A 12391-nucleotide genomic window follows, 5' to 3' on the forward strand; every position below is an offset into this window, starting at 1 on the left:
GCGAAACCCACCAGAGCACGACAAGCGGCGCAGCCCTCCTGGGCGCTGCCTGCGTCACTGCTTCGGTGTTGGTCAGCGCTCAGCGCTTTATCACAAACCCCATCCGAGCACTCGGGTGGGGTTTTTTCTTGTGCATGCGCAGCCGCGCGAACGGAAACAGGTCGATGCTTGAGGGAGTTGGCCGCAGCAGGAAGATAGCTCCATTTGAAGGCGGAGCTATTCGTTCCTGGACAAAGGGACGCGTTCCCGACCTAATCGAGGGCGTAACCGAACTGCTGACGAAACTGATCCGCGAACTGGCGGTAATCGAAGCGCTGGTTCTGGGTCCCGGGGTGTTCGACCTTGAGGGCGCCCATCAGGTTGCCGATTCGGCCGATCGTCATCCAGTCGTAGCCCTTCATGATGCCGTGGATGAGTCCGGCCCGGAACGCGTCGCCGCAGCCGGTCGGGTCGGTGATTCGGCGTTCGTGCGCGGGTGGTACGTTGTGGGTCGTGCCGTCGGCGTGGATCTTGGCGCCCTTGGGGCCGCAGGTCGTGATGTAGGCCTTTACCCGGCTGGCAATCTCGGCTTCGTTCCAGCCGGTGCGTTCCTGCAGCAGGCTCGATTCGTAGTCGTTGACGGTGACGTAATCGGATTGCTCGATGAAATGGCGCAATTCCTCGCCATTGAATAGCGGCATGGCCTGGCCAGGATCGAAGATGAACGGAATTCCGGCTTCCTTGAATTCGGCGGCATTCTGCAGCATGCCCTCGCGCCCGTCCGGACTGACGATGCCGAATTGGATGCCGGGTACGTCGCGCACGTGATTCTCGTAGGAACGCATCATCGCGCCCGGATGGAAGGCCGTAATCTGGTTGTTGTCGTGGTCGGTGGTGATGAACGCCTGCGGCGTGAACAGGTCACTCAGTTCCTTGACCTGGTCCAGGCGGATCCCGCATTCCTCGAAATGCTCGCGATAGGGCCCAAAATCCTGCCCTACGGTCGCCATCGGGACCGGCTCGCCACCCAGAAGCTTGAGGTTGTAGGCGATGTTTCCGGCACAGCCTCCAAATTCCCGGCGCATGCGTGGCACCAGAAACGACACATTCAGGATGTGCACCTTGTCCGGAAGAATATGGTTCTTGAACTGGTCCGGAAAGACCATGATGGTGTCATAGGCCAACGAACCGCAGATCAGTGCCGACATTGATATCCCCTGAATTGCATGAATGCGCCATGGCGGCGGCAAGATCGTGTCTGATTCCCGCCATCGAACTGGGGCAAAGCGTCGATTTTGCCCGAGATCGCAAGGCCGCGCACGCAAGCATGTCGAGTCGGTGGTACAGGCGCAGGCGGATGGCAGTGCCGTCGCCGACCTTCCGGGACGCATCTTCGCCTGCAGGCGCTGGAATAAGCTTGTTTTAACGCCAATTTGGCTTGCCTGCATGGTTGGCCGTCTCTACACTGTCGCGTTCTTTGCGGCTCCACATATCAGGTCCGGCTCAACTCATGTTCAAAGGTTTGCGTGGTCTCTTCTCGAATGACCTGTCGATCGATCTCGGCACGGCCAATACCCTGATCTACGTGCGCGGACAGGGAATCGTCCTGAACGAACCCTCGGTGGTGGCCATTCGTCAGGACCGCGGGCCGGGCGGGCCGCGCAGCGTGGCGGCGGTCGGCTCCGATGCCAAGAAGATGCTCGGCAGGACGCCTGGCAACATCGTCACGGTCCGGCCGCTGAAGGACGGCGTCATTGCCGATTTCTCGATGACCGAGGAAATGCTCAAGCAGTTCATCCGCAAGGTGCACCGCTCGCGCATGTTTCGCCCGAGCCCCCGTGTACTGGTCTGCGTTCCTTGCGGATCTACCCAGGTCGAACGACGTGCGATCAAGGAATCCGCGGAAAGCGCCGGAGCCCGTGACGTGTTCCTCGTCGAGGAGCCGATGGCGGCCGCGATCGGCGCCGGTATTCCGGTTGGCGAGGCACGCGGTTCGATGGTCCTCGATATCGGCGGCGGCACCTCGGAAGTCGCCGTGATTTCGCTGAACGGCATCGTCTATTCGCAATCGGTCCGCATCGGCGGTGACCGTTTCGACGAGGCCATCATCAACTACGTCCGGCGCAATCACGGAACGTTGATCGGCGAAGCCACCGCCGAGCGCATCAAGATGGAGGTCGGCTGCGCCTTCCCCCAGTCCGATGTCAAGGAAATCGAGGTATCCGGCCGGAATCTGGCCGAAGGCGTGCCGCGCATGTTCACCGTCAATTCGAATGAAATCCTCGAAGCCTTGCATGAGCCGCTGTCCGGTATCGTCAGCGCGGTGCGCAGTGCCCTCGAGCAGACCCCGCCCGAACTGTGTTCCGACGTCGCCGAGAGGGGTATCGTGTTGACCGGCGGCGGTGCGCTACTGCGTGACCTCGATCGCTTGCTTTCCGAGGAAACGGGCCTGCACGTGCATGTCGCCGACGAGCCGCTGACCTGCGTTGCCCGCGGTGGTGGACGTGCGCTTGAACTCGTGGACCAGCACGGTGGTGACTTCTTTGCATCCGAGTGATTGCATGTGATTTACGCGCATGCCGCTCGCAACTACTGACAAGGTTTCCCTCTTTGCCGAAGGTGCGGTCAGCACGGCGCGCCTGATCGCCTATCTGACGCTCGCGATGATCGTCATGGTCATCGACCACCGGGGTTCGTACCTCGAACGCCTGCGGCTGTTCGCCAGCACGATCGTCGAGCCGATCTACCGGGCTGCCGCCCTGCCGTCGGACGTGGCCCGGGCCGGAAGCCTGGCCATCGCCACCCAAAGCCACCTGGTCGACGAAAACCGCAGCTTGCGCGAGGCCCTGCTGCTGGCCCAGGTCCGCCTCAACCGCATGTCGGCCTTGTCGGCCCAGAACGATCGCCTGAAGAAGCTCCTCGATGTGCAAAAGGATCTCGGACTGGGCGTGCAGTTGGCCCGGCTCATCGATATCGATCTCGATCCGTTTCGGCATCGCATCGTGCTCGACGCCGGCAGCGCGCAATCGATCAGCGTCGGACAGCCGGTCCTCGACGCGCACGGGGTAATGGGCCAGATCGTGGAGGTGCTGCCAAACACCTCGGTGGCCATGCTGGTCACCGATCCGACCCATGCCATTCCAGTCATGATCGAGCGCACCGGATTGCGCACGATCGCCTACGGCACCGGTTCGATCGATCGTCTGCAACTGCCGAACATCCCGATAAGTGCCGACATCAAGGTGGGCGATGCGCTCGTGACCTCGGGACTTGGCGGTCGTTTTCCGGCCGGTTTTCCGGTTGGAGAAATACTCGAAATAAGCAATGACGAAAGCGGCATGTTTGCGGCCGCGATCGCGCGGCCGGCGGCTGCACTCGATCGCAGTGGTGAAGTCCTCCTGCTGCAGGACCTGCCGCAGCCGGTCGGACCTCCTGCCCCTCTGGACGCGGCTTCACCCGATGCAGATCGGGACCCAGACACGAGCGGGCACCCATGAATCGTCGTCGCGCCCAGCTGCTGATATTTTCCTGCAGCTTCCTGCTGGCGTTTCTGCTTCAGCTGGCTCCGCTGCCGGCGACATTCCTGCCGTTCAAGCCCTATTGGGTCGCCCTGGTGATGATCTACTGGGCCATCGAGGCGCCGGAGCGGGTTGGCCTGGGTTTTGCCTTCCTGCTCGGTCTTGCCGGCGACATCCTCACCGGGCAACTGCTGGGTGAACAGGCCCTGCGCCTGATCGTACTGGCCTTCATCGTGCTGCGCTTCCGATCAAGACTGCGATTCTTCCCGATGGGACAACAGACCCTGGCCGTGCTTGCCTTGCTGCTCAACGATCGCATCGTCGTGCTCATGGTACGAGGGTTTTCGGGAGATCCGATCCCGACCTTCGGCTTCTGGGTGGCCCCGGTGGTCGGTATGCTGGCATGGCCCTTCGTCTTCCTCCTGCTCGACGACGTGCGGGCCCGCCTGCGCGCACAGGAGTCATGAAGCCGAGGCCGATCAAGGACACGCGCCAGGAAGCCGCGATGTTCATGCGGCGTGCGCTGGTCGGGTTCCTGGTCATCGTCGTCGCCCTCGCCATTCTGGCGGTCCGCTTCTGGTATCTCCAGGTCGTCCACCATGACGAGTTCCAGGCCCGATCGGACGCCAATCGAATTCTGACGCGTCCGCTTGCGCCGGCCCGCGGCCTGATCTACGACCGCAACGGAGAATTGCTTGCCGAGAACATCGCTGCATTTCGCCTTGAAGTGGTTCCCGAGCAGGTCAGGGACATGAACGCCCTGCTGGACGACCTGCGCGACACGATAGGCATCAGCGACGACGACATCGAGCGCTTCAGGGATCTGGTCCGCAGCAAGCCGTCCTACCAGAGCGTGCCCCTGCGCCTGAAACTGACCGAAGAGGATATCGCCCTGTTCGCGGTCAACCGCTGGCGGTTCACGGGTGTCGACGTCGTTCCGTACCTGACCCGTTACTATCCGAAGGGCAAGGAATTCGGCCATCTGGTCGGTTATGTCGGCCGCATCGATGCGGCCGATGTCGAGCGTCTCGATGCCTCGCGTTACGCTGGCACCACGCATGCCGGCAAAACCGGCATCGAGCGCGCCTATGAAGACATCCTGCATGGCGAGCCCGGTTACGAACTGGTCGAGGTCAACGCCGACCGGCGTCCTCTGCGCGTGCTCGAGCGGGTCGCCCCGACTCCGGGCCAGAACGTCTACCTGACCATCGATTCGCGTATCCAGGAGGCCGGCGAGGAAGCATTCGCCGACCGTCCCGGTGCTTCGGTGGCCATCGATCCACGCAATGGCGACGTCCTGGCGATGATCAGCGTCCCCAGTTTCGACCCCAACCTGTTCGTCAACGGTATCAGCCAGACCGACTACAAGGCGCTGTTGGAGGATCCTGACAAGCCCTTGCTCGATCGTGCCCTGCGCGGCAGCTACGTGCCCGGTTCCACGGTCAAGCCTTTCCTAGCCGCGGCCGGCCTCGAACTCGGCCTGCGGCGCCCGAGCGACACGATCCTGTCGACCGGAGAGTTCCATATTACAGGGCAGAAGCGCGGCTATCGCGACGTGCGTGCCGGTGGCCACGGGCGGGTCGATCTCGTGCAGTCTCTGGCCCAGTCGGTCAATACCTACTACTACGCCCTGGCCTTGGACATGGGCATCGATCAGCTGACCGAATCGATGGCGAAGTTCGGGTTCGGCCGGACGACCGGTATCGACCTGGTCGGTGAGTCGGCTGGCGTACTGCCTTCGCGCGACTGGAAGCGCGGTCGCTTCAATACCGCCTGGTATCCGGGCGAAACCGTCATTGCGGGTATCGGCCAGGGCTTCTGGGTCGTTACGCCGCTGCAGCTGGCGCACGGCGTGGCGATGCTTGCCGCCGGTGGCGTGTCGCGAAAGCCGCACCTGCTTTACGCCACGCAACAGGGAATCGGCGACGCACCGGTCCCATCACCGGCGCCCCCTGCCGGCAAATCGTTCTTCGCCAACCTTTCCAACTGGGACGCAGTTCGCCAAGGCATGATCGCTGTCGTCAATGGACCGACCGGAACCGCGCGCACGATGGGCAATGGTTTTCCGTACGTGATTGCAGGCAAGAGCGGCACCGCAGAGCGCTATTCACGGACCAACGAAACGTGGCAAAGCATCTCCCAGGTGGCGATCGAGCGCCACCAGGTGCTGTTCGAGGCCTTCACCCCGGCCGAGGATCCGCGTATCGCCGTGATCGTTGCCCTCGAAGCCGGCCGAGGCGGCGGCCATGATGCAGCGCCCGTTGCGCGCAAGATGCTCGACGCCTGGTTGCTGGGCGAGCCCAAGGCGCCGGCCGCCAGCGCCGATGCGGCCGCCCCGGAGCCATGATGGACAGTCTGCTCGCCCAACTGCGCTACCGCGTCGGCGCACTGATCCGCCGACCGCGCATCGACTTGCCGCTCACGGGCGCCTTGCTGCTGTTGGCCGTGGTCGGTCTGGTCACCCAATACAGCGCCAGCGATCTCGATCGCGACCAGGCCATCGCCCAGGGGATACGACTCCTGCTTGGTGGCGTGTTGATGACGCTGATCTCGCGGGTTCCGCCGACGAGCCTGCGCAACTGGACGCCATGGTTCTTTACGGCCAGTGTCGGCCTGCTCGTGCTGGTCGCATTGCTCGGCGAAGGACGCGGGGCGCATCGCTGGCTGGATCTTCGCGTGATCCGCTTCCAGCCTTCGGAGCTGCTCAAGCTGACCATGCCGATGATGGTCGCCTGGTATCTCAACCAGCGACCGTTGCCACCGAGCTGGTCGACCCTGGGCGTGGTCTCGGTCCTGATTGCGATACCGGCGGCACTGATCGCCAAGCAGCCCGACCTCGGCACCGCCCTGCTGATCGTCGCCAGCGGTTTGTTCGCGGTGTTCCTTTCGGGTCTTGCGTGGTGGCGAATCGGAGTGATCATCGGCAGCGCCGCTGCGGCGGCACCGGTCGCCTGGCATTTCCTGCACGAATACCAGCGCAACCGCGTGCGCATGCTGCTCGATCCGGAAGCCGACCCGCTGGGACTGGGCTGGCACATCATCCAGTCGAAGATCGCCGTCGGGTCCGGGGGACTCTGGGGCAAGGGCTGGCACAACGGCACGCAGTCGCGACTCGAATTCCTTCCCGAGCACACGACCGACTTCATCTTTTCCGTGTTCGCCGAGGAATGGGGACTGATCGGCGTATCGCTTCTGCTCTTGCTCTATGTGTTCATCATCGGTCGCAGCCTGTGGATCGCCGCCAACGCCCGCGACACCTATTCGCGCCTGTTGGCCGGCTCGATCAGCATGGCGTTTTTTGTCTACGTGGTGGTCAATGGCGGCATGATCACGGGCATCTTGCCGGTCGTGGGGGTTCCGCTGCCGTTGATCAGCTATGGCGGCACCTCGGCGGTTTCCCTTCTGGCCGGCTTCGGCGTGCTCATGTCCATCCACGCGCAGCGTCGACGAGTAGCCGCATGAGCGCCGCTCGCGTTACAGTAATCCGAACTGAAAGGCAGGTTGCTTGAACTTGAAGCAGATCCACTGGGTACTTGCAGGTTTCGCCATGGCGGGCGGGTTCATGTTGGCCGGTTGTGTCGGCGCCGCGAACGCGAAGCCGTCGAAGTCCGCCGCTGCGGCTGTCCTGGCTGAGGATCCGGCTTATCGGGAATTCGCCCGCGAGCTGAACCGCGAAGCCGGGCTGTCCGAAGCGGATGTCCTGGCGACCCTGGCCAAGGCCAGGGTCCAGCAAAGCATCCTCGATGCGATGTCGCGACCGGCCGAAGCCAAGCCCTGGAAGGACTATCGGCCGATCTTCCTGACCGACAAGCGGCGCGATGACGGAATTGCCTTCTACCGTGCCAACCGCGAGCTGATCGAACGCGCGGCCGCGGAATTCGGTGTGGCGCCTGAAATCATCGTCGCCATCATTGGTGTCGAAACGAGCTACGGGCGCAACTTCGGCAGCTATCGCGTGCTCGATGCGCTGGTCACCCTCGCGTTCCACTATCCGCCGAGGTCGCAGTTCTTTCGCAGCGAACTGCGCCAGTTGTTCCTGCTCGGCGATGCGCACATGGCCTATCCGATCGACGAATTGGTCGGCTCCTATGCAGGCGCGATGGGCTGGGGTCAGTTCATCCCGACCAGCGTGGCGAATTTCGCCCGCGACTACGATGGCGATGGTCGTATCGATCTATGGAATTCGTTGCCGGACATCATCGGCAGCGTGGCCAACTACTTCGCGGTCCACGGCTGGAAAGCCGGCGGGCCGGTTGCCGTCATGTCGAGCACCGCGGCCAACGCCCGCGCGATTTCCCCGGATGGACTCGAGCCGGTCTATCCGGTCGAGCAACTGCAGGCCTGGGGCTACGCACCGGCCGCGCCGGTGGATGCCGCGGAACTTGGGACGCTGCTCAAGCTGGAAGGAAAAGAGGGCCGGGAAGACTGGCTGACATTCCATAATTTCTACGTCATCTCCCGCTACAACCGGAGTCCCTTGTATTCCATGGCGGTTTTCCAGCTGGCCGGCGAGATCGCCGCAGGCGTGGCCAGCGACACCCCGTGAAAGTCAGGCTGACCGTGGTCGTGGTCGCCGTATTGCTGTCGGCGTGCGCCGCACACAAGCCGCGGCCGGTGCCGCCGACACAAGTGCCAGCCGGACCCGCACCGGCCGCTGAAACGGACCGTCCCCAGTCCGAGCGCTACCGGGATTCGAGGGATAGCGGGCCCGCTGCGCCGAAGGTCGACATCGCCAGCCTGCCGGAACCGGTACCGATTGCGGAGCCGAGGGCGCGCTACGGCAACAAGTCGCCGTATAGCGTTCTCGGCAAGACCTACACGGTGATGTCCGACGCCCGTCACTATGTCGAGCGCGGCATCGCCTCGTGGTACGGCAACAAGTTCCATGGCTACATGACTTCGAGCCTGGAGCCCTATGACATGTACCAGTTCAGCGCGGCCCACAAGACCCTGCCATTGCCGAGTTTCGTGCGCGTAACCAACCTCGACAACGGAAAAAGTGTGGTCGTACGCGTCAATGACCGCGGGCCGTTCCACGAAAACCGCCTTATCGACCTGTCCTACGCGGCGGCCGTGAGGATCGGCATCTGGCCAAAAGGCACGGGGTTGGTCGAAGTCCGCGCGATCGATCCGGCCGATCGGGATGCGGAACCCCCGGCCGACGTTGTGGTCTCAGTGCCACAGGGCGATCCACGGATTTTCCTGCAGCTTGGTGCGTTCGCCGATCGCGGCAACGCGCAGCGGGTTCTGGGCCGGATCCAGCATGCTGGAATCGGGCGCGTGAGCATTGTCTCCACCCGCATCGATGGTCGCGAAATCCACCGGGTCCGATTGGGTCCGTTGTCATCCGTCGAGGCCGCCGACGCCCTGGTCGCCCGAATCGAAAAGATGGGGCTGGGAACGCCGCGCGTGGCGATCGACAAGTGAACGAGCCACAATGCCTGGCCAACGACGGTCGCGCCGAGCCGTCAATCCAACATCCCGAGGAACCCGTTTAGCCCATGAAGTTGCTTTCTCTCCCGCTCCTGACTGCGTTGTTTCTGTCCGCCGCTACCTCCTTCGCCCAGACTCCGGCGCCGCAGCCCTCGAAGCCGCCCGTCCCGAGCGTGGCTGCGGCTCCGACGCCGCCGCCGCCGGTCCTCGATGCCAAGAGCTGGGTTCTGATGGACTATGCGACCGGCCAACTCCTGCTCGAGGGCAATGCCGACCAGCGCGTCGAGCCGGCATCAATCACCAAGATCATGACCTCGTATGTGGTTTCCGCCGAAATGCAGCACGGCAAGATCCACCTTGAGGATCCGGTCACGATCAGTGAAAACGCCTGGCGTTCGGGCGGTGCAGGTACCGACGGCTCGACCAGCTTCCTCGAGCTGAACAGCCAGGTGCCGCTCAAACAACTTCTGTACGGCATGATCATCCAGTCCGGCAACGATGCCGCGATCGCGCTGGCCGAACACACGGCCGGATCGGAGGCACTGTTCGCGGACCTGATGAACCAGTACGCGGCCCGCCTCGGCATGACCGGGACGCACTACGTGGATGCCAGCGGGCTACCGAACGAGGACCACTACACTACGGCTCGCGACGTCGCCCTGCTGTCGCGCGCGCTGATCCGCGATTTCCCTGACGAATACGCGATCTACAAGATCAAGGAATTCGAGTGGAACGGCATCAAGCAGCACAACCGCAATCCGCTGTTGTGGCGTGACTCCACGGTCGACGGCATCAAGACCGGTCATACCAACAATGCCGGCTACTGCCTGGCGACCTCGGCCCAACGTGGCGACCAGCGCCTGATCGCCGTGGTCATGGGCGCCGCCAGCGAAAAGGCGCGCGCCGATGCCAACCAGGAACTGCTCAGTTACGGCTTCCGTTTCTTCGAAACCCACCGCCTGTATGAAGCCAGCAAGCCGCTGGCGACCCCTGAGCTGTGGAAGGGCGAAGCGGCCACGGCTGCGCTCGGCGTTACCGAAGACGTCGTCGTGACCCTGCCGCGCGGCCGCTACGCGGACCTGAAGGCAAGCATGGACCTCCCCGCCCAGCTGATCGCGCCGTTGCAGAAGGGACAACAGGTCGGCACCTTGCGCGTGCGGCTGGACGACAAGTCGCTGCTCGAGCGTCCGATCGTGGCTCTCGAGGATGCGCCGGAAGGCGGTTTCTTCAAGCGCCTCGGTGATGGCGTCATGCTCTGGTTCAAGGGCAGCGGCGAACCGGCGCAAACCACAGTCCCAGGTACGCAATGATGCGCGACCTCGATGACATCAAGCCCGAACGCCCGGATCAGGGCTTCCAGTTTCCGGGCGCCTTCGAGATTACCGCGCTGGGCCGGGCCGAGGCCGATCTCGAGCATCGGGTGCCGGAAATCCTGTCCGGTCTGGGGCTCAACGTCATTCTCGGCAGCCTGCGCTCGCGGCCCTCTCGGGAAGGCAACTATCACTCGGTGTCAGTCACATTCACGTGCCCGGATCGCGAATCCTACGAGGCCGCGCATGCCGCCCTGCGCGCGGATCCGGGCATCCGCTGGACCCTTTGAGACCGGGGCGCATGAAGGCCGCCGCGCTGGACAAGCGCGGATCGCCTGCCTGCGACATACCGCTACGGCCGCATTGAACGTGGTGCGCGGCGTCTGCGGGGTGATTTCATCGCGCAATCGCGCGACCATGGCGATTGTGAAGCGCTGTCCAGGCCCCATGTGCCGACCATGAACCCGCCACTGCTCATCCGCCGCCTCGGCCGCCAGCCCTATGAGCCGGTCCTGCAAGGCATGCGCGAATTCACCAATCGACGGGACGCGGACACGGCGGACGAGTTCTGGCTGCTCGAGCACGACCCCGTCTTCACCCTGGGCCAGGCCGGAAAGCCAGAGCACGTGCTCGCGGCCGGCGACATACCGGTGCTCAAGGTCGAGCGCGGCGGCCAGGTCACCTATCACGGCCCCGGCCAGATCGTCGGTTACCCGTTGCTGGACCTGAGGCGACTCGGCATCGGCGTGCGCGAACTGGTCGAGCGTATCGAACAGGCGATCATCGATACCCTCGCGCACTGGAATATCATTGCGGTCCGGCGCGCGGGTGCACCGGGAGTCTACGTGGCCGAGGCCAAGGTCGGCGCGCTCGGCCTGCGTGTGCGACGGGGCTGCTCCTTCCATGGGCTGGCCCTGAACGTGGCCATGGACCTCGAGCCATTCAGGCGCATCAACCCGTGTGGCTACCAGGGTTTGCAGGTGACCCAGGTGCTAGACTTGGGTGGTCCCGGTTCGTTGTCTGCGGTCGAGGATGTACTGATCGACGAACTGTCCCGCCAGTTCGGCCTGGCCCCGCAGCCGGCCGCTGCGGAACTTCCGCCTTTTGCCGCCCTGGTCGCGGCCACCTGTGTCGCATGAACGATTCGAACAAGACTATCCCGCTCACCGTGGTCGGTGAAAAACAGCTTGGCGGCGAAAAGATCGCCCGCAACCGCGCCGGCTTTGCCGACGCGCCGATGCTGCGCAAGCCTGCCTGGATCCGCGTCCGCATACCGCCCGGCAATGCGGTCGCCCAGCTGAAGGCCAAGCTGCGCGAGAACCGTCTGGTCACGGTCTGCGAGGAGGCATCGTGCCCGAACATCCACGAATGCTTCAGCAAGGGCACGGCGACCTTCATGATCCTCGGCGAGGTCTGCACGCGCCGCTGTTCATTCTGTGATGTCGCCCATGGTCGGCCGAACGCACCGGATCCGCTGGAGCCGGCCAAGCTGGCCGGCACCATCCGCGACATGCGCCTGCGCTACGTCGTGATTACCTCGGTCGACCGCGACGACCTTCGCGATGGCGGCGCCGGGCATTTCGCGGCCTGCATTCGCGCCGTGCGATTCGAGAATCCCGGCATCCGTATCGAGATCCTGACCCCGGATTTCCGCGGCAAGGGCCGCATGGAGCGGGCCCTCGAGCTGCTTGCCGAGTATCCGCCGGATGTCTTCAATCACAATATCGAGACTGTGCCCGATCTCTACCGCGAGGTGCGTCCCGGTGCCGACTACGTCTGGTCCCTGCAACTGCTGAGACGCTTCAAGGAGCAGCACCCCGACATTCCGACCAAGTCCGGAATCATGCTCGGCCTCGGCGAAACCCCGGAGCAGGTTCATCGCACGTTGAACGATTTGCGCGAACATGCGGTCGATATGGTCACGATCGGGCAGTATCTGCAGCCTACGGCACATCACCACCCGGTCTTGCGCTACTGGTCGCCCGAGGAGTTCAAGGCCCTCGAAGAGTATGGAATGGGCCTCGGTTTCGACCATGTTGCGTCGGGACCGATGGTTCGTTCGTCATACCATGCGGACGAAATGGCCCATGCCGCCGGATTCGTCGAAGTTGCCTGATCCTATCGAACAGCGTCACCGAGCCCAGATGGAGA

12 protein-coding genes are annotated in these 12391 nt (G+C 63.6%); 11 read left to right on the top strand and 1 reads right to left on the bottom strand.

Features of this window, described 5'->3' with window-relative positions; all coding sequences use genetic code 11:
* Positions 1 to 251: 251 nt before the first annotated feature.
* Positions 252 to 1187 carry a carbohydrate kinase family protein gene (locus BM125_RS17800; RefSeq protein ID WP_092410504.1) on the bottom strand — a complete coding sequence of 312 codons (936 nt, stop codon included), beginning with the start codon at positions 1185 to 1187 and terminating at the stop codon, positions 252 to 254.
* A gap of 302 nt (positions 1188 to 1489) precedes the next feature.
* On the opposite strand from BM125_RS17800, the gene BM125_RS17805 reads away from it, so the two are divergent.
* The 11 genes from BM125_RS17805 (at position 1490) to lipA (ending at position 12356) form a co-directional block, all read left to right on the top strand.
* Entirely contained in the window at positions 1490 to 2536 is a 1047-nt protein-coding gene (locus BM125_RS17805) for a rod shape-determining protein (RefSeq protein WP_092410506.1), read from the top strand.
* Positions 2537 to 2555: 19 nt separating this feature from the next.
* Positions 2556 to 3476, top strand: a complete 921-nt coding sequence (mreC, locus tag BM125_RS17810; RefSeq protein ID WP_092410508.1) for a rod shape-determining protein MreC — start codon at positions 2556 to 2558, stop codon at positions 3474 to 3476.
* On the top strand, positions 3473 to 3964 hold the full coding sequence (gene mreD / locus BM125_RS17815; RefSeq protein ID WP_092410510.1) for a rod shape-determining protein MreD: 492 nt from the start codon (positions 3473 to 3475) through the stop codon (positions 3962 to 3964). Before mreC ends, mreD begins: the two co-directional genes overlap by 4 nt.
* The gene (mrdA, locus tag BM125_RS17820) at positions 3961 to 5844 is read left to right on the top strand and encodes a penicillin-binding protein 2 (RefSeq protein WP_092410512.1); all 1884 of its coding nucleotides are present in this window, start codon (positions 3961 to 3963) and stop codon (positions 5842 to 5844) included. Before mreD ends, mrdA begins: the two co-directional genes overlap by 4 nt.
* On the top strand, positions 5841 to 6959 hold the full coding sequence (gene rodA / locus BM125_RS17825) for a rod shape-determining protein RodA (protein ID WP_092410514.1): 1119 nt from the start codon (positions 5841 to 5843) through the stop codon (positions 6957 to 6959). Before mrdA ends, rodA begins: the two co-directional genes overlap by 4 nt.
* A 43-nt stretch (positions 6960 to 7002) precedes the next feature.
* Positions 7003 to 8043, top strand: coding sequence for a lytic murein transglycosylase B (gene mltB / locus BM125_RS17830; RefSeq protein WP_245778976.1), 1041 nt, complete (start codon positions 7003 to 7005; stop codon positions 8041 to 8043).
* On the top strand, positions 8040 to 8924 hold the full coding sequence (locus BM125_RS17835) for a septal ring lytic transglycosylase RlpA family protein (protein WP_092410518.1): 885 nt from the start codon (positions 8040 to 8042) through the stop codon (positions 8922 to 8924). The genes mltB and BM125_RS17835 overlap by 4 nt, the downstream gene beginning before the upstream one ends.
* Before the next feature lie 74 nt (positions 8925 to 8998).
* Positions 8999 to 10240, top strand: a complete 1242-nt coding sequence (locus tag BM125_RS17840) for a D-alanyl-D-alanine carboxypeptidase family protein (RefSeq protein ID WP_092410520.1) — start codon at positions 8999 to 9001, stop codon at positions 10238 to 10240.
* Positions 10240 to 10530 carry a YbeD family protein gene (locus BM125_RS17845; RefSeq protein WP_092410554.1) on the top strand — a complete coding sequence of 97 codons (291 nt, stop codon included), beginning with the start codon at positions 10240 to 10242 and terminating at the stop codon, positions 10528 to 10530. The genes BM125_RS17840 and BM125_RS17845 overlap by 1 nt, the downstream gene beginning before the upstream one ends.
* Before the next feature lie 168 nt (positions 10531 to 10698).
* Complete coding sequence (lipB, locus tag BM125_RS17850; RefSeq protein ID WP_092410522.1) at positions 10699 to 11379, top strand: lipoyl(octanoyl) transferase LipB; 681 nt, start codon at positions 10699 to 10701, stop codon at positions 11377 to 11379.
* Positions 11376 to 12356: a lipoyl synthase gene (gene lipA / locus BM125_RS17855; protein WP_092410524.1), complete on the top strand. Its 981-nt coding sequence runs from the start codon at positions 11376 to 11378 to the stop codon at positions 12354 to 12356. The genes lipB and lipA overlap by 4 nt, the downstream gene beginning before the upstream one ends.
* Positions 12357 to 12391: the final 35 nt, after the last annotated feature.

It is taken from the genome of Dokdonella immobilis (assembly GCF_900115085.1).
Classification (GTDB): domain Bacteria; phylum Pseudomonadota; class Gammaproteobacteria; order Xanthomonadales; family Rhodanobacteraceae; genus Dokdonella; species Dokdonella immobilis.

Coding starts and splice junctions, on each gene's coding strand:
- mreD (WP_092410510.1), top strand. CDS start 3,473: ATGAATCGTCGTCGCGCCCAGCTGCTGATATTTTCCTGCAGCTTCCTG.
- rodA (WP_092410514.1), top strand. CDS start 5,841: ATGATGGACAGTCTGCTCGCCCAACTGCGCTACCGCGTCGGCGCACTG.
- lipB (WP_092410522.1), top strand. CDS start 10,699: ATGAACCCGCCACTGCTCATCCGCCGCCTCGGCCGCCAGCCCTATGAG.
- lipA (WP_092410524.1), top strand. CDS start 11,376: ATGAACGATTCGAACAAGACTATCCCGCTCACCGTGGTCGGTGAAAAA.
- BM125_RS17800 (WP_092410504.1), bottom strand. CDS start 1,187: ATGTCGGCACTGATCTGCGGTTCGTTGGCCTATGACACCATCATGGTC.
- mreC (WP_092410508.1), top strand. CDS start 2,556: ATGCCGCTCGCAACTACTGACAAGGTTTCCCTCTTTGCCGAAGGTGCG.
- BM125_RS17845 (WP_092410554.1), top strand. CDS start 10,240: ATGCGCGACCTCGATGACATCAAGCCCGAACGCCCGGATCAGGGCTTC.
- BM125_RS17840 (WP_092410520.1), top strand. CDS start 8,999: ATGAAGTTGCTTTCTCTCCCGCTCCTGACTGCGTTGTTTCTGTCCGCC.
- BM125_RS17805 (WP_092410506.1), top strand. CDS start 1,490: ATGTTCAAAGGTTTGCGTGGTCTCTTCTCGAATGACCTGTCGATCGAT.
- mrdA (WP_092410512.1), top strand. CDS start 3,961: ATGAAGCCGAGGCCGATCAAGGACACGCGCCAGGAAGCCGCGATGTTC.